Origin of the sequence: Pedobacter caeni, assembly GCF_900129215.1 — a bacterium.
Taxonomy (GTDB): domain Bacteria; phylum Bacteroidota; class Bacteroidia; order Sphingobacteriales; family Sphingobacteriaceae; genus Pedobacter; species Pedobacter caeni.
Genome location: NZ_FQUQ01000007.1, coordinates 77,815 through 100,653, shown reverse-complemented (window position 1 = coordinate 100,653; position 22,839 = coordinate 77,815). Strand labels below are relative to the sequence as shown.

Sequence of the window (22,839 nt, the reverse complement as noted above, 5' to 3'; positions counted from 1 at the left end):
ATTGCCTCTTAAAAAACAATTAATCAGAACATTTATTTTTTCGTTAACCTATTAATGAATATAAACGATTTTATAGTGCAGGTTGCACTTCCTGAACATCGTGTCTTTGCAGAAGAAATCTGTGAAGAAATGGCCGAATCGGCGAAAGCACGTGGTACAGGTATCGCTAAACGCTCTCCGGAGTACGTTGCAGGTAAAATTTCCGACGGAAAGTCAGTTATTGCTTTCCATAAGGATGGAACCTGGGCAGGTTTTTGTTATATCGAAACCTGGAGTCATGGACAATTTGTGGCCAACTCAGGCCTCATCGTTAGTCCCAAGTTCCGAAAGGCGGGACTGGCACATGCCATCAAAGAAAAAATCTTCGAACTTTCCAGACAGAAATATCCAAAGGCAAAGATCTTTGGCCTGACCACTGGCCTGGCGGTAATGAAGATCAATTCTGATCTTGGTTATGAGCCGGTTACCTATTCAGAGCTGACACAGGATGAAGATTTCTGGAAAGGCTGCCAGAGTTGTGTGAACTTTGAAATCCTGACGATGAAAGAGCGGAAAAATTGCATGTGTACAGCGATGTTGTACGATCCTGCAACACAGAAGCATGATGTCGCCAAGAAATTTGCAGAAGAACTGGAGAAGAAACCAAAGTTGTACGAGCGCTTTATGCGCATCAAACAAAGATTGGTGTTAAAACCTAAACCTTCGGGTAAAGGGGGATTAAAAGCCCTGTTGTTAGTATTGTTTACATTTTTATTTAAATAGCTGTTATATTAAGATGAAGAAAAAAGTTGTTTTAGCTTTTAGCGGAGGTTTAGATACTTCGTTTTGTTGTATTTATTTGGCCCAGGACCGTGGACTGGAAGTACATTCTGTGATCGTTAATACCGGTGGCTTTTCTGAGGAAGAGCTTCAGGAGATCGAAAAACGTGCTTATGCCTTAGGAGTAGCTTCTCATGCGGTGGTTGATGAAACTGCCAATTATTATGATGGCTGTATTAAATATCTGGTATTTGGTAATGTATTGAAAAATGCAACTTACCCGCTTTCTGTAAGTGCAGAACGTGTGAGCCAGGCAACAGCGATTGCCAATTATGTAAAAAAGATTGGTGCTGATTATGTAGCTCATGGAAGCACAGGCGCAGGAAATGATCAGGTACGTTTTGATATGATTTTTAACATCATCATTCCTAATGTAGAAATCATCACCCCAATCAGGGACTTGAAATTATCCCGCGAAGCGGAAATAGAATATTTAGCTGCTCATGGCGTAGAATATAGTGCTGAAAAAGCAAGATACTCTATCAATAAAGGCTTATGGGGTACTTCAGTAGGAGGAAAAGAAACCTTAACTTCTAATGAAACCCTGCCGGAAGAAGCATGGCCAACACAGGTATCTGTAACTGAGCCCCGCAAACTGGAACTAACTTTTGAAAAAGGAGAGCTGACAGGTATTGACGGAGAGACTTTAGCTCCGGTAGCTGCCATTCAGAAATTACAGGCGATCGCACAGCCTTACGGCATTGGAAGAGACATCCATGTTGGAGATACCATTATCGGAATTAAAGGCCGTGTGGGTTTTGAAGCTGCAGCACCGATGGTTATCATCAAGGCGCACCATACTTTGGAAAAACATACTTTAACCAAATGGCAGCTTTCCTGGAAAGAGCAACTGGCTTCTTTTTATGGCAACTGGTTACATGAAGGTCAGTTTCATGATCCGATCATGCGTAACATTGAATCATTCCTTGCAGACACTCAGAAAACAGTGAGCGGAAAGGTATTTGTAGAGTTGTTGCCTTACCGTTTCCAAATCATTGGTATCGAGTCTGCACATGACCTGATGAGCAATAAATTTGGTAGCTATGGCGAGATGAACAACGCATGGAGCGGTGAAGATGTGAAAGGTTTCTCTAAGATTTTTGGCAACCAGGTAATGATCTGGCACAAAGTGAACAGCAATGAAGATTAAAGCAGGAATCATTGGCGGTGCCGGATATACTGGTGGAGAAATGCTTCGATTGCTGATCAACCATCCTTCGGTTGAAATTGCTTTTGTGCATAGCAACAGCAATACAGGAAACCTGATCTCTGATGTTCATACAGATCTTTTGGGAGATACGGACCTGCGTTTTACCGGAGAATTATCTGATGATATCGATGTTTTATTTTTATGTGTAGGACATGGCGATGCGAAGAAGTTCTTAGCAGCAAATCCTATTGCAGCAGGAATAAAGATCATTGATTTGAGTCAGGATTTCAGATTGAAAGCAGCAGCAGGGCAGGACTGGGTATATGGGCTTCCTGAACTGAACCGCGAACGCATAAAAAAAGCAAACTTTATTGCTAACCCTGGTTGTTTTGCCACCTGTATCCAGTTGGGCTTATTGCCTCTGGCTGCAAAAGGATTGCTTAAAAAGGAAGTGCACATCAATGCGACTACGGGATCTACAGGTGCAGGACAGAGTCTGGCTGCAACATCTCATTTTAGCTGGCGTAACAACAACCTTTCTGTATACAAGGCTTTTGAACACCAGCACCTGAATGAGATCGGAGAGACCTTAGTACAACTGGATGCAAATTTTGATGAGGTATTGAACTTTATCCCGCAACGCGGAGACTTCACCAGAGGGATTCTTGCTGCTATGTACGTGGAAAGCGACCTGACTGCTGAAGAAGCACAGACCTTATACGAGGAGTATTATGAAGGACATCCTTTTACTCACGTGAGTAAAAAGAATATAGATTTGAAACAGGTGGTAAATACGAATAAAGGATTGGTTCATGTAGAAAAACATGGCAACAAACTTTTTGTAGTGAGCATCATTGATAATTTATTAAAAGGGGCCAGCGGACAAGCAGTACAAAATATGAACTTGATTTTTGGACTGGAAGAGCGGCAAGGCCTGGCGCTTAAAGCAGCAGGATTTTAATGACCTGTTGTCCCGGACCTGTTCCGGAAACCGTTTTAATCTTTTAATCAACAATTCAATCGCTAAAAAAATGAACTTATTCGACGTATATCCGTTAAACAATATAGAAATCGTTAAAGCTGCCGGCAGCACTGTCTGGGATGCCGATGGACAGGAATATTTAGACTTGTATGGTGGCCATGCAGTGATCTCTATCGGTCATACACACCCTCACTATGTGAAACGTGTAACCGATCAATTGAATAAAGTAGGCTTTTATTCTAACTCTGTGAAGATTCCTTTGCAAGTGGAGCTGGCTGAAAAACTAGGTAAGGTATCTGGAAAACCGGATTATCAGCTGTTTTTGTGTAATTCTGGCGCTGAAGCCAATGAAAATGCGCTGAAACTGGCTTCTTTCTATAACGGAAGAAAAAAAGTGATCGCTTTCAAAGGTGCTTTCCATGGCAGGACTTCCCTGGCTGTTTCAGCAACGGATAATCCTAAAATTATTGCTCCGGTAAATGAAACAGACAACATCATATTCCTTCCTCATAATGATGAGGCGGCATTGGAGCAGGCTTTTGCTGCTTTCGGAAATGAAGTTGCTGCGGTAATTATTGAAGGCATTCAGGGCGTTGGTGGAATTAAAGAAGCCTCAGTTTCTTTCCTTCAAAAAATCCGTTCCCTTTGTGATCAGTACAATGCTTTATACATTGCTGACAGTGTACAATGTGGTTATGGAAGAACAGGAAAGTTCTATTCTCATGATGAAGCAGGTGTAAATGCAGATGTGTATACGATGGCAAAAGGAATGGGAAATGGTTTTCCGGTAGCGGGGATCTCAATCGCTCCTAAGTTTAAGCCATGGCATGGCATGCTGGGAACCACTTTTGGTGGAAATCACCTCGCTTGTGCAGCAGCATTGGCTGTATTGGAAATTATGGATCAGGATCAGCTGATGAAAAATGCTGAAGAAGTGGGGACTTACCTGATCACGGAGCTTAGGAAAATTAAAGAGGTAACAGAAGTACGTGGACGTGGTTTAATGATCGGGATTGAACTTCCTGAAAGCCTGGCCAATGTAAAGAAAGACCTGTTGTTTAAGCACCATATTTTTACCGGAGAAGCTAAACCAAATGTAATCAGACTTTTGCCGGCTTTAAATTTAACTAAAGATCAGGCAGATCAGTTTTTAAATCAGTTTAAAATTGCGCTAAATCAAAGATGAAACAATTCACTTCAGTAAATGATGTTGAAGACATCAGCCAATTGGTAGCCGCCGCATTGGCCTTAAAGGAAAGCCCTTATGCACATCAGGACCTGGGTAAAAACAAAACCCTGGGGCTGGTTTTTCTGAACCCTAGTTTGCGCACCCGCCTGAGTACCCAAAAAGCAGCATTGAATTTGGGAATGAATGTGATGGTGATGAACATGGACAAAGAAGGCTGGGCACTGGAAACTCAGGATGGTGTAGTCATGAATGGTACCACTGTAGAGCATATCCGTGAAGCTGCAGCCGTAATGGGACAATATTGTGATGTATTGGGCTTACGCTCATTTCCTAAGCTGATCAGCAGGGATGAGGATTATAATGAAGATTTCTTTAATAAGTTTATCCAGTATTGTGGTGTTCCGGTCGTAAGTCTGGAAAGCGCAACACGCCACCCTTTGCAAAGTCTGGCGGATCTGGTAACGATTAAAGAGACCTGGAAAGGAACAACAAAGCCTAAGGTTGTATTGGCCTGGGCTCCACATATCAAAGCATTGCCGCAGGCAGTACCAAACTCCTTTTCTGAATGGATGTGCAGGGCACAGGCAGAAGGCATGCTGGATTTTACCATTGTGCAGCCTAAGGGTTATGAACTGAACGAAGATTTCACTCCGGGTGCCCATATCAGTCATAATATAGATGAGGCATTGAAAGATGCAGATTACATCTATGTGAAAAACTGGTCCAGCTATAAGGAGTATGGAAAAGTACTCACCTATCCTGAGGGATGGATGCTGACCAATGAGCGGTTAAAAGTAACCAATGATGCGAAAGTAATGCATTGTTTGCCAGTTCGCCGCGACCTGGAGCTGTCCTCAGAAGTGCTGGATGGACCAAATTCACTGGTCATTCAGGAAGCCGGAAACCGGCTGTGGGCCGCGCAGGCAGTACTGAAAGATGTACTTGAAAGTTTATAAATTACAGGGATGCCGGTTGAAAGCCAGCATCCCTTTTTTGTTATACCTGAACCTTCTGTTGGAAGGCCTCAGCATTTATAAAATGTAAAAATGAAGAGACTAAGTGTAATTAAGATTGGCGGAAATGTAATTGATAATTCTGAGAAACTGCATCAGTTTTTACTGGACTTTAAGGCCCTTCCCGGAGATAAGATTTTAATTCATGGTGGTGGAAAGATTGCGACAGAATTAGGGGTTTCTTTGGGGGTTGAGGCTAAAATGGTGGATGGCCGCCGGATTACAGATATAGAAACCCTGAGGATCGTAACGATGGTGTATGCCGGACTGATCAACAAAAATATGGTGGCTCAGCTACAGGCAAAGGGCTGTAATGCGATCGGTTTAACAGGTGCAGACGGAAACATCATCAAAGCAGTAAAACGTCCGGTAAAAGACATTGATTATGGATTTGTCGGGGACCTGGATGAGGCTTCGGTTTCTTCAGCTACGCTGGATAGCCTGCTTAGTGCGGGACTAACACCGGTCTTGTGTGCGATTACTCATGATGGCGAAAGCCAGCTCTTAAATACCAATGCGGATACCATTGCCTCCGCGGTAGCGGTGGCCATGTCTTCTTTATATGAGACGGTATTGGTATACTGTTTTGAGAAAAGAGGGGTGATGCGGGATATTGAAGACGACAATTCTCTTGTTCCTGAAATCAGGATGCAGGAGTTTGAAGGCCTGAAGCAGGAAGGAGTCGTTTCAGGAGGAATGATCCCTAAATTACACAATGCCTTTGAAGCAATAAAAAGCGGTGTTTCTGCCGTATATATTGGTAAAGCAGATGAACTGCCTCAAATTAATGAACAGGGTTTTGGAACGAGACTCATCATTTAATTACCTTTGAACACCACCCGATTATAACAACCAAACCATATAGAAGATGAAACAGTTTAACGGCAACATCGCCATTTTAGGAAGCGGAAATATTGGCATTTCTTTGGCCAAAGGATTAGTGAAAGCAAATTATGCTTTGCCCGGTCAGATCAGTTTAACCAGAAGAAATATTGCCAATTTAAGCCCCTTTGCTGAACAAGGCTTTGGTGTGAGTAGTGACAATGCTGCGGTTGTTGCCGCTTCAGATGTCATTGTACTTGCCGTTTTACCGCAGCAGTTAAACCAGCTTTTGGATCAGATTCGCCCGGCTGTGGACATCAAAAAGCACCTTTTCATTTCTGTAGCCTCCGGGGTCAGTTGTGCTGACATCAGAAATAAACTCGGAGCAGAAACGCAGGTCATCAGAGCAATGCCCAATACGGCGATTGCTATAGGACAGTCCATGACCTGTATTGCTACAGACAGCGCTTCTGCTGAATATATGGAGGAAGTAACCAGAATGTTTGAAACTGTAGGCTCCGTAGTGAAGATCAATGAAGACCTGATGACTTCCGCAACGGCTTTGTGTGCCTGTGGAATTGCCTTTTTCTTACGTGCGATCAGAGCGGCTTCACAGGGTGGGGTAGAGATTGGTTTTCATGCAGATGAAGCCTTGAAAATGGCTGTTCAAACGGCTAAAGGAGCTGCGGACCTGCTTTTGCAGATGCAATCCCACCCGGAACAGGAAATAGATAAAGTAACTTCGCCGAAAGGCTGTACCATTGCCGGATTAAATGAGATGGAGCATAACGGATTTAGCTCCTCCCTGATAAAAGGCATCAAGCTATCGGCAGCAAAAGCCGGAGCTTTATATACCAAAGAATAAAAAATTATGATAGAACAACTGCAAAAAGATAGTTTAGAACTGTTGAAACAACTGATTGGTATCTCTTCCTTTAGTAAAGAAGAGGACAAAACCGCTGATGTAATTGAACAGTTTTTGCAGCAACGTAATATAAAGACACAGCGTAAGCTGAACAATATCTGGGCGTATAACAAGCATTTTGATTCAAAGAAGCCCACATTGCTTTTAAATTCGCATCACGATACGGTAAGGCCAAATACGGGCTATACACGCGATCCTTACGCGCCAACTGTTGAAGATGGCAAATTGTATGGATTAGGGAGTAATGATGCAGGAGGATGCCTTGTTTCGCTTGTGGCGACCTTTCTTTACTTCTATGAGCAAAAGGGTTTAAGTTACAACATTTGTCTGGCCACAACTGCTGAAGAAGAAATCTCCGGAAACAATGGATTGGAATGCATCCTTCCGGATTTGGGGACGCTGGAGTTTGCGATAGTTGGAGAACCTACGTTGATGAACCTGGCGATTGCAGAACGAGGTTTATTGGTGCTGGACTGTGTTTCTACCGGAAAAGCAGGTCATGCGGCAAGGGAAGAGGGAGACAATGCGATTTATAAAGCTTTGAAAGATATTGAGTGGTTCCGTAATTACCGTTTTTCTAAGGTTTCGGAAATGTTTGGCCCATTGAAAATGTCGGTTACAATTATCAATGCAGGATCTCAGCATAATGTCGTTCCGGCAACCTGTGTATTTACCGTAGATGTCCGGGTAACCGATGCCTATACCAATGAGGAAGTGTTAAAGATCATCCGGACAAATGTGGATTGTGAAGTTACTCCCCGCTCTGTACGTTTGAAACCTTCTTCTATTGACAAAGCTCACCCGCTGGTACAGTCGGGAATTGCTTTGGGGAGGACCACATACGGTTCACCGACGACTTCAGATCAGGCATTGTTGAGTATTCCCTCGTTAAAAGTTGGCCCTGGCGATTCAGCCCGCTCCCATATGGCAGATGAGTATGTCTTTGTAAATGAAATCGAAGAAGGAATCGTGCTTTATATCGAGATGTTAAAGCCAGTGATTAAAGGAAAATAATCATAGTATTTAATGGAAAAGGCGGCTGATCATCATGATCAGCCGCCTTTTTTTATTGCTCTTCTGCTTTTTCAAAAGCCCTTGCCTCCAGGTGTTTTTCCATATCTAAACGGTTAACCCCTTTTGACCACCATTCTGGTGCTGGTTTATCTTTTAACATGTAATCGAAATATTCCATCATCCGGACGGCATAATCTTTTCGGTTAGGTAGTTTGGCAATACCATGATTTTCTCCACGGTAGGTGATCATGACCACGGGTTTATTCAACCTTCTCAAGCCATTATAATACTCGATGCCTTGTGTATAATCCACAGCTCCGTCTTTATCGTTGTGCAATAACAACAATGGGGTCTGTACTTTTTTGATATGATAGACCGGAGAGTTGCGGGAGAAAGCATCCCAATTGTCCCAGTAACCTGGGGTTAAGCGGCCCTGACTGGATTCGAAAATGGCCTGATTGGTGCCACCGCTATTCCAGTAGATGAGGCTGTACATACTGATCATATTGGTGAGCGGTGCTCCTGCGGCTGCGGCTTTGAAAATATTGGTTTGAGTAATCAGGAAAGAAGTCTGATACCCTCCCCAGGAATGTCCGTGGATGGCGACACGTTTTTCATCTACTACACCCGTTGCAATGGCAGCTTTCACTGCCGGCACCACACAAGCCACTGCAGACATGCCCGGATCGTTGAGTTTATATTTGATGTCGGGCATCAATACCGCATAGCCATTACTGGTATACATGGATTTGTTAAACCCTCCACCAGGGAAAGCCGGCATCACATACATATTCATTGCATCAGTTAAGCGCTCATAAATATAAGTGATTGTCGGATAGCTTTTTCCTTCCTGATAGTTTGCCGGAAGATACAATGTCGCCTGTAAAGAATCTCCATTGGCGCTGACATAGTTGAGCAGCTTTACTCCTGAAGACCAGGCATATTTTTCCTGATCAGGGGTGTTTTTGGTGATTTGTTTTGCGTTAGCTAAGTTAGCCGTAGCAGCAGCGTACATTTCCGGCGATTTTTCATTGTTATGTTTGCCATAAACGAATACATTTCCATCTGTTGCTTTTTGAAAAGCTCCATAAGTATTATCGTCCATAAATAAGGGCTTGATACTGGTTTTCCCTGCTTCCAATAATCCAATCCCTGATTTTTTTGTACTGGTGTTGAAGATGGTAAAATATTGATCCCTGCCCAGGTCTGTTCCTTTCTCTTTGGGATAAATGGAGAATCTGTCTCGTACTTCTTGTTTTTTAGCTTTCCCGTTGTCTGATAGTGGGGTTATATTTTTTCCATCTGCGCTGATGCGCCACAGGTCATAATTGTCTCTAATGAGCACATATCTGGAATCTGATGACCATCCGAAATTTGGAGTGGCGGGCTGAAGTACATTGTGGTCATCCAGTTCATCTACAAAGGAGGCTTTGATTTTTTCTGTGAGGTTGTATTGTTGTAAGGTTTCCAGGTTGATGCTATAGAAAGCGCCATCCTTATTGAAACTTGCCCATTTTCCATTTGGAGCAAAATTGAGTCCGCCCCTTGATTGTGTGTAGAATTTCTCAAAAATACGTTTCCTGGAGCCTGTTTTTAAGTCGATCAGGTAGATGTCGGTATAGTTTTGCCCGTCAAGGTTGGTCATCAATTCATAATTGGAATCGTCGTAGCCAATGGCGTATAAATTCTTTGGCGCCACAATGACATTTTTCAAAGTGCTGTCGGCCAGCTGACTGAATTTCTGGTCTGTAACACGGTAAGAACTCAGGTAACTATAGTTCTTGTCTCTCATCTCCTGAGTTTGCTGTGCAGACTGAAGGCGTTTGTCCTGCCAGTTCCAGATGATCATATCTGGTTTCTCTATATCGGCTTTGGCTGCGGGTTTGGCCTCAGGCTTTCCCTTTGCAAGACTATCAGTTTTGACACCGGGTTTTGCTTTCGGTTGGTCTTTTGCTTTGTCTTTTGAAGTACTGTCGGCTTTCTTTTCAAGCGTATTGATTCCAAAAAACAAAGTGGTTTGGTCTTCAGACCAGTAAGGGCTGCCGTTTCCATTGATTCCCATGTTTTTGGGGAAGTTCTTTAAGCCTATGCCTGTATAAGAGACTTTATTGCTTTGCTCTCCCGCAATCTTATTGATGCCGATTACCGTGAACACATCTTCTTTGTATTGTTCGTTTTTATTGGATTTGAGTAGGGCGAATGCATCTCCATTCTCATTCCAGTTGATGCTTTTGTAATTGGCCTTATCATTTTCAAGTGCGGTGATTAAACCTGTTTTCATGTCCCTGATGAACACTCCGTTTCCGTTTTGTCCATTTGCATCAATGGTATAAGCGAGAATGCTTCCTGTTTTGTTGAAGGAATATTCGGCTACATTTCCGAGGTTATAGCTTTTTTTGCTGCTCAGATGATACAACAAAAGATCTGTTCCTTTTGCAGCGTCTTTATCCTTTGATGCGTTTTCTGAAGCGGCAAATTGTACAGCAAGCCATTCCGGAGATTCTCCGGAAAAACCGAATGCTTTTACTTTTTCAAAAGTTGTTTTTCGATTTCCTGGCAAAGAAACAAGGACCAGTTGATCATAAAGAGGTTTCATGGTTTTCTTTGCAGCCTTAACTTCTGCTTCTTTAGCGGAAACTTTAAAAGCTGCGTATTTGGAATCTTTAGAATAGATCACCCCTGATGGGTTTGCTCCGATAGGATAACTGAAGTTTGTGGTGTCAGAAATTTTACGAATGACGGTTTGAAGATCACCTTCCACCGGACCCTTTGCCCAGGAAAGCCATTGTCCGTTGGGTGATAATGCATAGGTATTGCCTCTGATCGAATTCCATTTGGAAACATCTTTCCAGGTCAATGCCGGTTTTTGCTGCGCATGAAGGCTTGCAGCAAAAGGCAAGAGCAGCAGCAGAAGAGAGTATTTGATCTTTTTCATTATAGTTTGAGGGTTTTATGCTAAAATATTGTTTTACCTGAATATATCTTCATTATAACAAGAATATTATGCAACTTGATTGCTTTTAACAGGCTTGTTGGTTTATCCTTCATTCTATCGTAATTATTGTATTTTTGCAAAATACCTTTAGCCCTTAAGGGGCCTAAACCATAGATTGATAAATGAAGATTTGGCAAAAAAACGTAGACGTAAATAAAGATATAGAAACTTTTACTGTGGGCAAAGACAGAGAGCTGGATTTGCAAATGGCAGCATTTGATGTTTTAGGCTCTTTGGCCCATGTGGAAATGCTGGAAAGTATTGGATTACTAACGGCTTCAGAGCTTTTGGATATCCAAAAAGAACTAAAAAATATTTATGCAGAAATCGAAGCGGGTAAATTTACCATTGAGGATACGGTAGAAGATGTGCATTCACAAGTTGAATGGTTGCTCACGCAGCGTATTGGCGATGCAGGTAAAAAAATCCATAGCGGACGTTCACGTAATGACCAGGTTTTAGTAGATCTGAAGCTTTATTTCAGAAGCTGTATTGAGGAAATGGTGGGAAATACTTCGGCTCTTTTCTCGCAGTTGATTGAATTGAGCAACACGCATAAAGATAAATTGCTTCCGGGATATACACATCTTCAGATCGCAATGCCTTCTTCTTTTGGTTTGTGGTTCGGTGCTTATGCAGAAAGTCTGGTTGATGATATGGAACTGATGCTTGCTGCATACAAGATCTGTAATAAGAATCCTTTAGGCTCTGCTGCGGGTTATGGCTCTTCTTTTCCCCTGAACAGAACGATGACCACTCAATTGCTGGGCTTTGAAAACCTAAACTATAATGTGGTTTATGCGCAGATGGGCAGAGGAAAAACAGAGCGTATTCTGGGACAGGCCATGTCTTCACTTGCAGCCTCTCTTGCAAAAATGGCAATGGATGTTTGTCTGTTTATCAATCAGAACTTCGGATTTATCAGTTTTCCCGATGAATTGACTACAGGATCGAGCATTATGCCACATAAAAAAAATCCTGATGTTTTTGAACTGATCCGTTCGAGATGTAATAAAATTCAGGCACTGCCGAATGAAATCGCAATGATGACAACCAATTTGCCTTCAGGGTATCACCGTGACCTTCAGTTGCTGAAAGAGAACCTTTTTCCTGCAATTACCTCTTTGAATGAATGCCTGGAAATGACCACTTATATGTTGCAGCACATCAGGATCAAAGACGATATTCTGGCAGATAAAAAATATGCTTATCTATTTAGCGTTGAAGTAGTGAATGAACTTGCACTAAAAGGAGTTCCTTTCAGGGAAGCGTATAAAATCGTTGGTGAAACCATAGAGAACGGTACCTTTTCACCTTCTACAAAAGTAAACCATACTCATGAAGGAAGCATAGGAAACTTGTGTAACCCTGAGATTGAAGGAATGATGGAAGCGATCATTTCGCAGTTTAAATTTGAGAAAACTACTGCTGCAATTGAAAAATTGCTGGCTTAACCATTAATAATTATAAATCAAAAAAAATGAATGTATCAGTATTAGCAAACACACTTATCGGCTCAGAGATCATTAAAATTGGAAACGAAGTAAATGAACTGAAGCGAAAGGGTGCCGAGATTGCCAATCTGACCATCGGTGATTTTGATCCTTCAATTTTTCCTATTCCGGCAGAATTAAGAGATGAAATTATTGATGCTTATCATCATAACCATACCAATTATCCTCCTGCAGACGGCATTTTAGCTTTACGTGAGACTGTAGTCGAGGTGCTTAAAAACAGGTATTCCCTTTCTTACAGCACGCAGGATATCCTGGTAGCCGGAGGTTCGCGCCCTTTAATTTATGCAACATACCTGGCATTGGTAGATCCGGGAGATAAAGTGATTTATCCTGCACCATCATGGAACAACAATCACTATTGTCACCTTTCCTCTGCAAAAGGAATTGCGGTAGAAACTACTGTTGAGAACAACTTTATGCCAACAGGGGCACAGTTAAAGCCTTATTTAAAAGGTGCGACCTTATTGGCTTTGTGTTCTCCTTTGAATCCTACAGGAACAATGTTTACCCGGGAGCAACTGGAAGAAATCTGCGATTTGGTGATTGAAGAAAATGAGTGCAGGGGAGTCGATGAAAAGCCATTGTACATCATGTATGATCAGATCTACTCCTTGCTGACTTTTGGGAAAGAACACATCAATCCCGTAAGTCTACGTCCGGAGCTTAAAGATTATGTGATCTATATTGACGGGATTTCTAAATGTTTGTCTGCAACAGGCGTGCGTGTAGGATGGGCATTTGGTCCTGAAAAGATTGTAGGCAAGATGAAAGCATTGCTGGGGCATATCGGTGCCTGGGCCCCGAAAGCTGAACAGGTTGCTGTTGCTAAATACTTTAAGAACAATGAATTGGTAGATTCGTTTTTAAATTCTTTTAAAAAACAGGTTCAGGAAAGTCTGGACACACTTTACAATGGATTTCAGGAATTAAAATCGGAAGGTTTTGCAGTGGATGCAGTTGTTCCGATGGGAGCAATTTACCTGACGCTTAAGATTGATTATATTGGAAAGACCACACCGTCCGGCGACTTGTTGAAAAACAGTGCAGATGTTAATTTTTACCTGATTAAAGAAGCACAGACAGCTTTAGTGCCTTTCTCTGCTTTCGGAACAGCTGAGTCTGTGGCCTGGTTCCGGGCATCAGTTGGCGGGTGTTCACTGAGCGATATTCAGAAAATGATTCCAAGAATAAAAGCTGCGTTGAGCAAATTGAAATAAAGAAATACAATTCAACAAAAAAGGCTGCCAGATCTGGCAGCCTTTTTTGTTTATTTAAATTCCGACGTTTTGTGGAACTCAATATCCGGGTAATCACGCATGGTCATATTGATCATGAAGTCATTATCGGCAAGAAATACCGGATTTCCATCCTTATCTTCTCCAATATGTTGTTGCTTCCTTTTCAGGAATTCTTCTAATTTCTTTTTATCCGTAGAGGTTACCCAGTTAGACCTGCCGTAACTTAAGGTCCGGAAATGTGCTTTTGCACCATATTCATGTTCCAGACGGAAAGCGATAACTTCAAACTGAAGCTCACCTACTGCACCGATAATTTTACGGTTACCTGGCTGCGCAGTGAACAATTGAGCTACACCTTCTTCTGTAAGCTGCTGTATGCCTTTTTCCAGCTGTTTTGTTCTTAGTGGGTCTCTGTTCTCTACTTCCTTAAATATTTCAGGAGAGAAGCTTGGAATGCCCTTAAATTGCAACTGTTCGCCCTCTGTAAGGGTGTCTCCGATTTTAAAGTTTCCACTATCGTATAAACCCACCACATCTCCGGGCCATGCTTCTTCAACGATGCTTTTTTCGTTGGCCATGAAGTCCATTGGATTGGAGAATTTCAATTTCTTGTTCTGACGGGTATGGAAATAAAACTTATTACGTTCAAACTTACCAGAGCAGATCCTTAGAAAGGCAATCCGGTCACGGTGTTTCGGATCTAAATTGGCATGGATCTTAAATACAAATCCGGTAAAGTTCTTCTCATTTACCAATACTTCACGTTGTTCTGCTTCCCTGCTTTTTGGGCTAGGCGCAATTTGAACGAAAGTATCCAGTAGTTCTTTAATACCAAAGTTATTGATGGCACTGCCGAAAAACACCGGAGCAAGCAAACCTTCAATGTACATGCTTTTATCGATCTGTCCGTATACACCATCTACCAGTTCCAGGTCAGATTTTAATCCGTCCAGTTCTTTTGGCTTTAAGAAGTTACTCAGGTTTGGATCATTCAGGTCGCTGACTTCAATAACCGGTGCACTTATTTTTGTTTTATCGGCCTCAAAAAGGTTGAGGTGTTTGTTATAGATGCTGTATACGCCTTTAAAGGTATGTCCCTGTCCAATAGGCCAGGAAAGCGGGCAAAGGCTGATGTTCAGTTTGCTTTCAATCTCGTCCAACAGGTCAAAGGCATCCTTTCCTTCCCGGTCCATCTTATTGATAAAGATAATTACGGGGGTATTTCGCATTCTGCAGACTGCCATTAACTTTTCAGTCTGTTCCTCGACTCCCTTTACACAATCGACCACCAGGATTACACTGTCTACCGCGGATAAGGTACGGTAAGTGTCTTCAGCAAAATCCTTGTGACCAGGGGTATCCAATATGTTGATGCGTTTGCCGCTATATTCAAAGCCCATTACAGAAGTAGCCACGGAGATTCCACGCTGCTTCTCAATTTCCATAAAATCGGAAGTATTGCTTTGGTTGGCCTTGTTGCGTTTCACTGCTCCGGCCGTGTTTATTGCTCCTCCAAAGAGTAAAAACTTTTCTGTAAGTGTAGTTTTACCTGCATCGGGGTGACTGATAATAGCGAATGTTTTTCGTTTTTCTATTTCTGGGTGAATCATAAAGAATTAAGCCTGTTGTGCTTGATGAGGCTGCAAAGATAAATATAATATATAAAAGAGGGCTAAAAAGAAAAACCGGCCATCAAATGACCGGTTTTTTATATGAAATCTGGGATTAACCTCTTCCTGATCTTGAAGATCTTCCACCCTCTGATCCGCTTCCCCTGCTTTCAGAGCGGGCAGGAGGGGCACTTTGCCTTTCCTGTCTTTCCATTCTCTGTGGCTGAGCCTGGGGTTGCGAACGCTCTTGTCTTTCCATCCTTTGCTGTTGTGGCTGAGGTTGTGGACGTTCTTGTCTGTACTGAGGCTCTGCTCTTCGCTCCTCGCGCTGAGGTCTCGCCTGTGGTTGGACAGGCATCGGTTGAGGGCTCGGTTGAACCTGAGGCATTGGTTGAGTCCTTTCCTGACGTCCTTCTCTTGAACTGCGTTCGGATCTTCCCGGCATTACTTCAGTATTCCTGTTATCTGAAGGACTTACAGGTCTGACATTTTCTCTGGAAGTTCTTCCATCAGATCTGTTTGTTGTACCGTTATCTCTTGAAGGATTAACCTGTCCTTCAGTACGGCGATCGATCCTTTCTGTACGGCCACCTGCTGAATTTCTTTCTTCAATCGTTCTGCGGTCTGTTCTTCCGTTACGGTCTTCTATGCTATTATTTCTATCCGTAATGGTGTTATTACGCCCTTCTCTGGAAGAACGGTCGGTGGCAACTGAGCCATTAGGCCTTGTCAGGTTTGCCTCCCCACGAACGGATGTTCTGGGAGCCTGAACGCTTCCTCTGTCTGCCCTGGAGGTTCTGGGGTTGTAAATGCTCAGGTCGTTACCTCTGAGTTCACTTCTCCCTGCCCTGCTGCTTCTGTTTACATTGTAAACGGTTACATCTCTGTTGGTCGCACGTCTGACATCATCTATTCTTGGTCCTGTATAATAAGTACGTCTGTTCCTTTCATACGTATTATTGATAATGGTTGTATTGTGAATAATGGTAACATTTCTGCGGGAGTAATACCTTGGGAAACTATCGTAATAGATGTTCCGCTGAGGGATAAATACCCACCAGTTGTCTGGAATGCCGAAATTGATATTGATGTTTATGCTTGGTCCCATTGGTGCCCAGCCATAATATCCACCACCACTTCTCCAGCTTACCCAGGCAGGTCCCCATACGGTATCAGGGATCCAGATCCATTGTCTGTAACGGTTGTACACCCACCTTCCATAGTGGAAAGGAGCCCAGCCCCAATCATAATTAGATACCCAGGTATTGCCATATTCTGTCATTGCCCATCGTCCATTGCTATAATAAGGTCTGAAATCATCTTGCTCTACATCTGGTCTCCATACATATCCGTACTGAGGATCCTGGATCCAGGTGCCATAGGGCGAAAGCTCATCATAGAAGGATTGGAGCGAAACGTCGTCGTCTTGTGCCATAACGCGCTGCGCGGTTCCGGTCATCAGGAGCATGAGCCCCAGCACAATTGCCGGTAATTTGATTAAATTTTTCATTTGTGTGTGTTTAATTTACCTAACGCTTTTTATATAACAATTTGAGTTCCAAAGAATGACAAAAGTTTAAACTACTTTGGAAATATTACATTACAATTATGCAGTCTTGCCTAATTATATTGGTTTAAGAGCGGAATATGCCGATATTTAATCTGTTGGCGAACACCTAATTTGCGAAAAAAATATTTAAAAAAAGCCGGATGGCGGAGTTGAGATCTGGCTTTTATGGAATATTAAATGTGCAGAGTTGCTCTTTCCAGGAAATTATTTTCTTCTTTTGTAAACAAAACAAAATTTATGCAAAAAGGCACTTTATTTCTTATCCCCGTTCCTCTGGCAGAAAACGCAGCTCAGAAATCTTTTACACCCTTTCTAGGCGATACCATCAATGCAATAGATGCTTATATTGTGGAGAATGAAAAAACAGCCAGAAAGTTTTTAAAAGAAGCCGGGCTGAAGTTGCCGCAGAGTGAGCTGCTCATCCATGACTATGGCAAACATCAGCGCAACGCTTCATTAGCTCCATATTTCAAAGAGTTAAATGCAGGTAAAGATGTAGGCTTAATGAGCGAAGCAGGATGTCCGGGGGTTGCAGATCCGGGAGCAGAGGTGGTGGCAGAAGCACATAGAAGAGGGATCAAAGTCGTTCCATTGGTCGGGCCAAGTTCGATCTTACTGGCATTAATGGCGTCTGGATTCAATGGACAGAGTTTCACTTTCCATGGGTATTTGCCCATTGATAAAGTGGAGCGTGGAAAACGCATCAAAGAACTGGAACAGCAATCTTTAGCTAAGAAACAAACCCAGTTATTTATAGAAACCCCCTTCAGAAACAATCATTTACTGGAAGATGTATTGAAGAATTGTTCCCCACAGGCGATGCTTTGTGTGGCATGTAATATCAATGCGGAAGAAGAGTATATCAAGACACAGTCTGTTGCACTTTGGAGAAAAGAGCGGATTGATCTGCATAAAAAACCGGCTATATTCCTGCTTTACAGGCCTTCTTAACGGTACATGTTTTTATTGTCCATAAAGGACAGCACCTTATCGGGCACAAAATATTGAACATTTCTTCCTTCCTTCAGCGCTTTGCGTATGAAGGTGGAAGAAATGTCCATTTGAGGAGTTTCTGTAATGGTGATCGCCGGATGATTTTCCCATTCACTGAGGTCAATTCCGGGTCTCGGGTAGACATAGATCTCATAGTTTTTGAGTAACACCTCGTAATTCTTCCACTTTTTCAGGGAAGAGAGATTGTCAGCACCCATAATCAGAACGAATTCCTTTCCAGGATATTTTTCCTGTAAAAAAGCCAGGGTATCCACCGTATAAGAGGGTTGGGCCAGCCCAAATTCTATGTCACTAACTTTAATATGATCGGAGGTTTCGGTGGCCAGTTTAGCCATCTCCAGCCTGTCGTACATATTCGTCAGTCCATTTTTATTCTTCAGAGGGTTATGTGGTGAAACCACCAGCCATACTTCTTTAAGCCCGGTAAAGCCAGCCATATAGTTGGCAATTATCAGGTGACCAATATGGATGGGGTTGAATGAACCAAAGAATAACCCTGTTTTCATTTTACTTGTTATTGATAAAATCTCCGACCAGCTGCTCTGCTTCTTTGCAAGCGGTTTCCAGTTCAAAGTTTTTAAGGATCACATCAAACTTCTCTGCATAGTTCAACTCTTTTTCCGCCTTTATAAAGCGTTCCTGAAGTTTTTCTGCACTATCAGTTCCCCTTCCGGTTAAACGTTCTTTTAAGACCTCTAAAGAAGGAGGTTGAACAAAAATAGCCAGGGCATCATCTTCATATTTACGTTTAAGACGTAAACCGCCTTCTACATCAATATCAAAAATAACATGTTTCCCCGTGTTCCAGATCCTTTCAATCTCAGACCTCAGGGTGCCATAAAAGGTGCCGTTATATACTTCTTCAAATTCCACAAATTCCTGATGGGCTACTTTGTGAAGAAAATCTTCTTTTGAGATGAAATAATAATCTTTTTCATGCTCTTCATCACCTCTGGATTCACGCGTGGTCGCAGATATAGAGAAGCTTAATGTGGGAAACTTCTTCAGCAGGTGTTTTACGATAGTGGTCTTGCCTGCTCCTGAGGGGGCAGAAAATATAATGAGTTTACCTTGTGTCATGCGTACTTATAAAACGTTTAATAGTTGTTCCTTAATTTTTTCCAGCTCTTCTTTCATCCCTACTACCAATTGTTGTATTTGTGCATCATTTGCTTTAGCACCCATAGTATTGATTTCCCTGCCAATCTCCTGAGAGATAAAACCGAGTTTTTTACCGTTGGCATCTTTGCTTTTTAAAGTCTCGGTGAAATAATCACAGTGACTTTTCAGGCGCGTTTTCTCCTCGGTAATGTCTAATTTATCGATGTAATAGATCAATTCCTGCTCCAGGCGATTTTGATCCACATTAATTTTACCTACGTTTTCTTCAAGAAATTGATTCAATCTGGTCCTGATCTGAGGGATTCTCAATGGTTCCAGAACCTCTATCTGTGCAAAAAACTGCAGTATGTTTTTAATTCTCAGTTCGAGGTCTGTTTTCAAAACATTTCCCTCTGTATGCCTGAACTGATTGAAGTTTTCCAGTGCTTTATTGAAAGTGCTGTATAAAATATCCCAGTCATTTTCATTTACTTCTTCTTCCTGATAACTGATCACCTCAGGAAAAGTCAATACTGCCTGCAAAAGATTAGTTGAATTGGCACCCAAATCAACATTAATCGCTTCAAGTTGCTTGTAATATTTACTCAATAAGGCTGCGTTGATAGTTGCCCCTTTAAGGTTTTCCTCGCCACGATCAATATTTATAGAAACACTGACTTTTCCGCGTTCAATTTCTTTGCTGCAGACGTTGCGTAATAACAACTCCTTTTCGGAGAAAGCCCTTGGAAGTTTTAGATTGAGTTCTAAAAACTTGCTGTTTAAAGACTTAATCTCTACTGCAAACTTAACGTTTTCATGATCAGTAGAGGCCAGACCAAAGCCTGTCATTGATTTTATCATGTGCAAAGATATAATTTATTGTTAAAATGATTAAACCTATGTTGCTTAATGAGGTACAGAACTCCCGGGATTTTGTTTTTTTAATGCCACATTTACAGTGGAATTGAAAAATTGAGGTAACTTTTTCAGCTTTACATTGTTATAGCACCAGACCTTTTTAGCGATTATTTTAACTTTTTTTAACTCATTTGATTGCAAAACATTGGTTAAGTTTACAAAAAATCTATATAAAATGAAGCCTCATTATCTCATGACACTGGCATTCGCTGTGTTTTTCTTTGCTTTTACGCCAGATGCTTTTTCCCAGAAGGAATTTTTACTTAGAGGGGTGGTAAAAGAGCGTGGGACTAATAACCGGATACAGTTTGCGCAGGTCACAAATAAAAGAAACGGATTTACGGTGTCTACCAGTGATTTGGGGTTATTTCAGATCAGGGCATCAGTAGGGGATAGCCTTTTAGTGATCAAAAGCGAATTTTCTGATGAAGAGGTTGGTGTGTTTACAACAGCAGATGTGTCCGTATATTTATCCAGAGGAACAACATTGAGGGAGGTGAACATTCAAGGCCAGTCGAAAAAGCAGGAACTGAATGACATCAAAAGAGATTTTAAAAGAAACGGATCCTTTTACCAGGGAAAACCTCCTGTATTGGCCTATTTTTTTCAGCCACTGACCGCTTTTTATGAGTTATTTGGCCGTACACCGGGAAATGCAAGAAGATTTGGAAGATATTACGACAATGAGATCAAGCAGACCCAGGTAGATGGTTTTTTTAATGAATACCTTATTCAGAATACCGTAGACCTGAAAGGTAAGGACCTGGAAAAATTCATGTTGGATTACAGACCTGACTATGAGCAATCCAGAAAATGGGCAGAATACGATGCCATAAAATACATTAAAGATTCTTACAAAAAATACACGGATACCCTGAGAAAAAAATAGGAAGATTAAATCGATAAGGCTTCACAAGCCTTTTCAGCGGCAAGTTTTTCCGCATTTTTCTTATTGTAATCGCGGCCGAGTCCATAGCTTTCGCCTTCCACAACAGCACTGATGGTAAATAGTTTCGCACTTTCCCCTTCGCTGTTTTGTACCATATCAAAAGAGATGTCTTTTCCATGGCGCTGACACCATTCGATCAGTTTACTTTTGAAGTTTGTTTCAGTCAGTTCCAGGGTATGGATATCGATATAGGGCTTAATAATCCTCTTAAGGAGGAAATCTTTGGTGAAATTATATCCTTTATCCAGATATACCGCACCTATTAATGCTTCAAAAGCATCTCCAAGCATGGAATGGTGTTTGGTTTGAATGTTAACTGCCTTCTGGTCAAATACCATAAGCTGGTCAAACCCCATTTTCCTCGCAAGCTGATTTAAGTTTACCCTGTTTACAATTTTAGAACGCATTTCCGTTAAGAAACCTTCTTCTTTATAAGGATAGCTTTTAAACAGCAATTCTGCGATGACGGAGCCAAGGATAGCATCCCCCAGAAATTCAAGACGTTCATTGCTGCTTCTGCTACCGTTCTTCAGAACTTTTGCCACAGATCTGTGCCTGAATGCCATTTTGTATAAAACAGTATTTCCGGGAACAAAGCCTAAAATGTTTTTTAGCTTTTTTATAAAGACCTTATCTGTTGAAAAATAAAGCTTATACAGGTCGAATAATGGCATTAATTGTTACAAAAATTATAGGAGACTAAGCAAATAGTCTCCTTATACAGAAACTAATTCTTATTCTTCGTACTTTTTGAATATCACAGATGCATTATGTCCGCCGAAGCCAAAAGTGTTGCTTTGTGCAGCACGGATGGTACGTTTTTGAGCCTTATTAAACGTAAAGTTCAATTTAGGATCAAAATCAGGATCATCAGTAAAGTGATTTATTGTAGGCGGTACTATGTCGTTCTTTACCGCAAGAATTGCAGCAATCGCTTCAATAGCACCTGCAGCGCCAAGTAAATGGCCTGTCATCGATTTTGTAGAACTGATGTTTAATTTGTAAGCATCTTCGCCAAACAAGTCGACGATTGCCCTGCTCTCAGAGATGTCTCCAAGTGGGGTAGAAGTACCATGGACGTTGATGTAATCAATGTCTCCGGTAGTCATACCAGCATCATTTAAAGCATTTGTCATTACCATTTTTGCACCAAGTCCCTGCGGATGGGGTGCCGTAATATGGTTCGCATCTGCGCTCATTCCACCACCTACTAATTCGGCATAGATCTTCGCACCACGTTTTTTCGCATGTTCCAGTTCTTCCAGGATAATTGTTCCTGCACCTTCACCGGCAACAAATCCATCTCTGTCTTTGTCAAATGGTCTGGATGCAGTTTTCGGATCATCATTTCTGGTCGAAAGGGCATGCATTGCATTAAATCCTCCGATTCCCGCTTCATTGATAATTGCTTCAGAACCCCCGCTGATGATGACATCACACATATTCAAACGAATATAGTTGTAAGCGTCAATCATGGCGTTAGTAGAAGAAGCACAAGCAGAAACGGTAGCGAAATTGGGTCCGCGTAAACCATATTTTATGGAAATATGGCCAGGGACGATGTCAATAATTACTTTGGGAATAAAGAACGGATTTATACGAGGAGTACCATCGCCTAAAAAGAAGTTCTTCATTTCATCCTGAAATGTTTTAAAACCGCCAATACCAGAACCCCAGATAACGCCTATACGGTTGGTGTCAAGTTGAGAAAAATCAAAATTACCATCCTTTACAGCCTCATCTGTAGCTACTAAAGCGTATTGAACAAATGGATCTAACTTGCGGGCTTCTTTTTTATCCAAAAAATCTTCAGGGTTGAAGTTTTTAAGTTCACATGCAAACTTCGTCTTGAACTTTGATGTGTCAAAACCTGTAATAGGGCCAGCGCCGCTCACGCCATTCAGCAAACCATCCCAGAATTCCGGGATCGTATTGCCAATTGGAGTGAGCGCACCCAACCCTGTAACTACTACTCTTTTTAATTCCATTTATACGGATTATACGGAGACCGTA

At 41.9% G+C, this 22,839-nt stretch carries 20 protein-coding genes; 12 read left to right on the top strand and 8 right to left on the bottom strand.

All coding sequences use genetic code 11. From position 1 onward, the window contains the following. The first annotated feature begins 54 nt into the window (after positions 1-54). The 8 genes from BUC20_RS29310 (at position 55) to BUC20_RS29275 (ending at position 7,914) form a co-directional block, all read left to right on the top strand. Positions 55-762: an N-acetyltransferase gene (locus BUC20_RS29310; protein ID WP_073236984.1), complete on the top strand. Its 708-nt coding sequence runs from the start codon at positions 55-57 to the stop codon at positions 760-762. Positions 763-775: 13 nt separating this feature from the next. Next, a complete protein-coding gene (gene argG, locus BUC20_RS29305) occupies positions 776-1,969 on the top strand; it encodes an argininosuccinate synthase (protein ID WP_073236981.1) in 1,194 nt (397 codons plus the stop codon). Continuing rightward, the gene (gene argC, locus BUC20_RS29300) at positions 1,959-2,930 is read left to right on the top strand and encodes an N-acetyl-gamma-glutamyl-phosphate reductase (RefSeq protein ID WP_073236978.1); all 972 of its coding nucleotides are present in this window, start codon (positions 1,959-1,961) and stop codon (positions 2,928-2,930) included. The genes argG and argC overlap by 11 nt, the downstream gene beginning before the upstream one ends. 70 nt (positions 2,931-3,000) lie before the next feature. After that, complete coding sequence (locus tag BUC20_RS29295) at positions 3,001-4,137, top strand: aspartate aminotransferase family protein (RefSeq protein ID WP_073237622.1); 1,137 nt, start codon at positions 3,001-3,003, stop codon at positions 4,135-4,137. After that, the gene (locus tag BUC20_RS29290; RefSeq protein ID WP_073236975.1) at positions 4,134-5,096 is read left to right on the top strand and encodes a Rossmann-fold NAD(P)-binding domain-containing protein; all 963 of its coding nucleotides are present in this window, start codon (positions 4,134-4,136) and stop codon (positions 5,094-5,096) included. Before BUC20_RS29295 ends, BUC20_RS29290 begins: the two co-directional genes overlap by 4 nt. Before the next feature lie 90 nt (positions 5,097-5,186). Continuing rightward, entirely contained in the window at positions 5,187-5,975 is a 789-nt protein-coding gene (gene argB, locus BUC20_RS29285) for an acetylglutamate kinase (protein ID WP_073236973.1), read from the top strand. 46 nt (positions 5,976-6,021) lie between these two features. Next, on the top strand, positions 6,022-6,840 hold the full coding sequence (gene proC / locus BUC20_RS29280) for a pyrroline-5-carboxylate reductase (protein WP_073236970.1): 819 nt from the start codon (positions 6,022-6,024) through the stop codon (positions 6,838-6,840). 6 nt (positions 6,841-6,846) lie between these two features. Then, complete coding sequence (locus tag BUC20_RS29275) at positions 6,847-7,914, top strand: M20 family metallo-hydrolase (RefSeq protein WP_073236967.1); 1,068 nt, start codon at positions 6,847-6,849, stop codon at positions 7,912-7,914. Between the two features lie 52 nt (positions 7,915-7,966). On the opposite strand, the gene BUC20_RS29270 is transcribed toward BUC20_RS29275, so the two are convergent. Continuing rightward, a complete protein-coding gene (locus BUC20_RS29270) occupies positions 7,967-10,849 on the bottom strand; it encodes a S9 family peptidase (protein ID WP_073236964.1) in 2,883 nt (960 codons plus the stop codon). A gap of 182 nt (positions 10,850-11,031) precedes the next feature. Between BUC20_RS29270 and argH the strand changes: the two genes are divergently transcribed. Beyond that, a complete protein-coding gene (gene argH / locus BUC20_RS29265; protein WP_073236961.1) occupies positions 11,032-12,363 on the top strand; it encodes an argininosuccinate lyase in 1,332 nt (443 codons plus the stop codon). A 26-nt stretch (positions 12,364-12,389) separates the two neighbouring features. Continuing rightward, positions 12,390-13,643 carry a pyridoxal phosphate-dependent aminotransferase gene (locus BUC20_RS29260; protein ID WP_073236958.1) on the top strand — a complete coding sequence of 418 codons (1,254 nt, stop codon included), beginning with the start codon at positions 12,390-12,392 and terminating at the stop codon, positions 13,641-13,643. A gap of 50 nt (positions 13,644-13,693) precedes the next feature. Here BUC20_RS29260 and BUC20_RS29255 read toward each other — a convergent pair whose 3' ends face one another. Both BUC20_RS29255 and BUC20_RS29250 read right to left on the bottom strand, forming a co-directional pair. Beyond that, positions 13,694-15,274 carry a peptide chain release factor 3 gene (locus BUC20_RS29255; RefSeq protein WP_073236957.1) on the bottom strand — a complete coding sequence of 527 codons (1,581 nt, stop codon included), beginning with the start codon at positions 15,272-15,274 and terminating at the stop codon, positions 13,694-13,696. 115 nt (positions 15,275-15,389) lie between these two features. After that, positions 15,390-16,784: a DUF6600 domain-containing protein gene (locus BUC20_RS29250; protein ID WP_073236955.1), complete on the bottom strand. Its 1,395-nt coding sequence runs from the start codon at positions 16,782-16,784 to the stop codon at positions 15,390-15,392. A 297-nt stretch (positions 16,785-17,081) separates the two neighbouring features. Here BUC20_RS29250 and BUC20_RS29245 point away from each other — a divergent pair, with 297 nt between their 5' ends. Continuing rightward, entirely contained in the window at positions 17,082-17,795 is a 714-nt protein-coding gene (locus BUC20_RS29245; protein WP_073237619.1) for an SAM-dependent methyltransferase, read from the top strand. Here BUC20_RS29245 and nadD read toward each other — a convergent pair. The 3 genes from nadD to BUC20_RS29230 are packed head-to-tail and all read right to left on the bottom strand — an operon-like array spanning position 17,792 to position 19,808. After that, the gene (gene nadD / locus BUC20_RS29240) at positions 17,792-18,364 is read right to left on the bottom strand and encodes a nicotinate (nicotinamide) nucleotide adenylyltransferase (protein WP_073236952.1); all 573 of its coding nucleotides are present in this window, start codon (positions 18,362-18,364) and stop codon (positions 17,792-17,794) included. The genes BUC20_RS29245 and nadD overlap by 4 nt on opposite strands. A gap of 1 nt (position 18,365) precedes the next feature. Further along, positions 18,366-18,938: a guanylate kinase gene (gene gmk / locus BUC20_RS29235; protein WP_073236950.1), complete on the bottom strand. Its 573-nt coding sequence runs from the start codon at positions 18,936-18,938 to the stop codon at positions 18,366-18,368. Positions 18,939-18,944: 6 nt separating this feature from the next. After that, the gene (locus tag BUC20_RS29230; protein WP_073236947.1) at positions 18,945-19,808 is read right to left on the bottom strand and encodes a YicC/YloC family endoribonuclease; all 864 of its coding nucleotides are present in this window, start codon (positions 19,806-19,808) and stop codon (positions 18,945-18,947) included. Between the two features lie 244 nt (positions 19,809-20,052). Between BUC20_RS29230 and BUC20_RS29225 the strand changes: the two genes are divergently transcribed. Next, a complete protein-coding gene (locus tag BUC20_RS29225) occupies positions 20,053-20,766 on the top strand; it encodes a hypothetical protein (protein WP_073236944.1) in 714 nt (237 codons plus the stop codon). A gap of 5 nt (positions 20,767-20,771) precedes the next feature. Here BUC20_RS29225 and rnc read toward each other — a convergent pair whose 3' ends face one another. Together rnc and fabF are read right to left on the bottom strand one after the other, a co-directional pair. Beyond that, entirely contained in the window at positions 20,772-21,500 is a 729-nt protein-coding gene (rnc, locus tag BUC20_RS29220; protein WP_200801097.1) for a ribonuclease III, read from the bottom strand. Between the two features lie 60 nt (positions 21,501-21,560). Continuing rightward, complete coding sequence (gene fabF, locus BUC20_RS29215; RefSeq protein ID WP_073236941.1) at positions 21,561-22,814, bottom strand: beta-ketoacyl-ACP synthase II; 1,254 nt, start codon at positions 22,812-22,814, stop codon at positions 21,561-21,563. Positions 22,815-22,839 lie beyond the last annotated feature (25 nt).

Excerpts from the sequence above, each read along its gene's own strand:
- argG (WP_073236981.1), top strand. The coding sequence starts at position 776 with ATGAAGAAAAAAGTTGTTTTAGCTTTTAGCGGAGGTTTAGATACTTCG.
- BUC20_RS29260 (WP_073236958.1), top strand. The coding sequence starts at position 12,390 with ATGAATGTATCAGTATTAGCAAACACACTTATCGGCTCAGAGATCATT.
- BUC20_RS29230 (WP_073236947.1), bottom strand. The coding sequence starts at position 19,808 with ATGACAGGCTTTGGTCTGGCCTCTACTGATCATGAAAACGTTAAGTTT.
- proC (WP_073236970.1), top strand. The coding sequence starts at position 6,022 with ATGAAACAGTTTAACGGCAACATCGCCATTTTAGGAAGCGGAAATATT.
- gmk (WP_073236950.1), bottom strand. The coding sequence starts at position 18,938 with ATGACACAAGGTAAACTCATTATATTTTCTGCCCCCTCAGGAGCAGGC.
- BUC20_RS29245 (WP_073237619.1), top strand. The coding sequence starts at position 17,082 with ATGCAAAAAGGCACTTTATTTCTTATCCCCGTTCCTCTGGCAGAAAAC.
- argH (WP_073236961.1), top strand. The coding sequence starts at position 11,032 with ATGAAGATTTGGCAAAAAAACGTAGACGTAAATAAAGATATAGAAACT.
- BUC20_RS29225 (WP_073236944.1), top strand. The coding sequence starts at position 20,053 with ATGAAGCCTCATTATCTCATGACACTGGCATTCGCTGTGTTTTTCTTT.
- BUC20_RS29255 (WP_073236957.1), bottom strand. The coding sequence starts at position 15,274 with ATGATTCACCCAGAAATAGAAAAACGAAAAACATTCGCTATTATCAGT.
- BUC20_RS29250 (WP_073236955.1), bottom strand. The coding sequence starts at position 16,784 with ATGAAAAATTTAATCAAATTACCGGCAATTGTGCTGGGGCTCATGCTC.
- fabF (WP_073236941.1), bottom strand. The coding sequence starts at position 22,814 with ATGGAATTAAAAAGAGTAGTAGTTACAGGGTTGGGTGCGCTCACTCCA.
- BUC20_RS29275 (WP_073236967.1), top strand. The coding sequence starts at position 6,847 with ATGATAGAACAACTGCAAAAAGATAGTTTAGAACTGTTGAAACAACTG.
- BUC20_RS29310 (WP_073236984.1), top strand. The coding sequence starts at position 55 with ATGAATATAAACGATTTTATAGTGCAGGTTGCACTTCCTGAACATCGT.
- argB (WP_073236973.1), top strand. The coding sequence starts at position 5,187 with ATGAAGAGACTAAGTGTAATTAAGATTGGCGGAAATGTAATTGATAAT.
- argC (WP_073236978.1), top strand. The coding sequence starts at position 1,959 with ATGAAGATTAAAGCAGGAATCATTGGCGGTGCCGGATATACTGGTGGA.
- nadD (WP_073236952.1), bottom strand. The coding sequence starts at position 18,364 with ATGAAAACAGGGTTATTCTTTGGTTCATTCAACCCCATCCATATTGGT.
- BUC20_RS29290 (WP_073236975.1), top strand. The coding sequence starts at position 4,134 with ATGAAACAATTCACTTCAGTAAATGATGTTGAAGACATCAGCCAATTG.
- BUC20_RS29270 (WP_073236964.1), bottom strand. The coding sequence starts at position 10,849 with ATGAAAAAGATCAAATACTCTCTTCTGCTGCTGCTCTTGCCTTTTGCT.
- BUC20_RS29295 (WP_073237622.1), top strand. The coding sequence starts at position 3,001 with ATGAACTTATTCGACGTATATCCGTTAAACAATATAGAAATCGTTAAA.
- rnc (WP_200801097.1), bottom strand. The coding sequence starts at position 21,500 with ATGCCATTATTCGACCTGTATAAGCTTTATTTTTCAACAGATAAGGTC.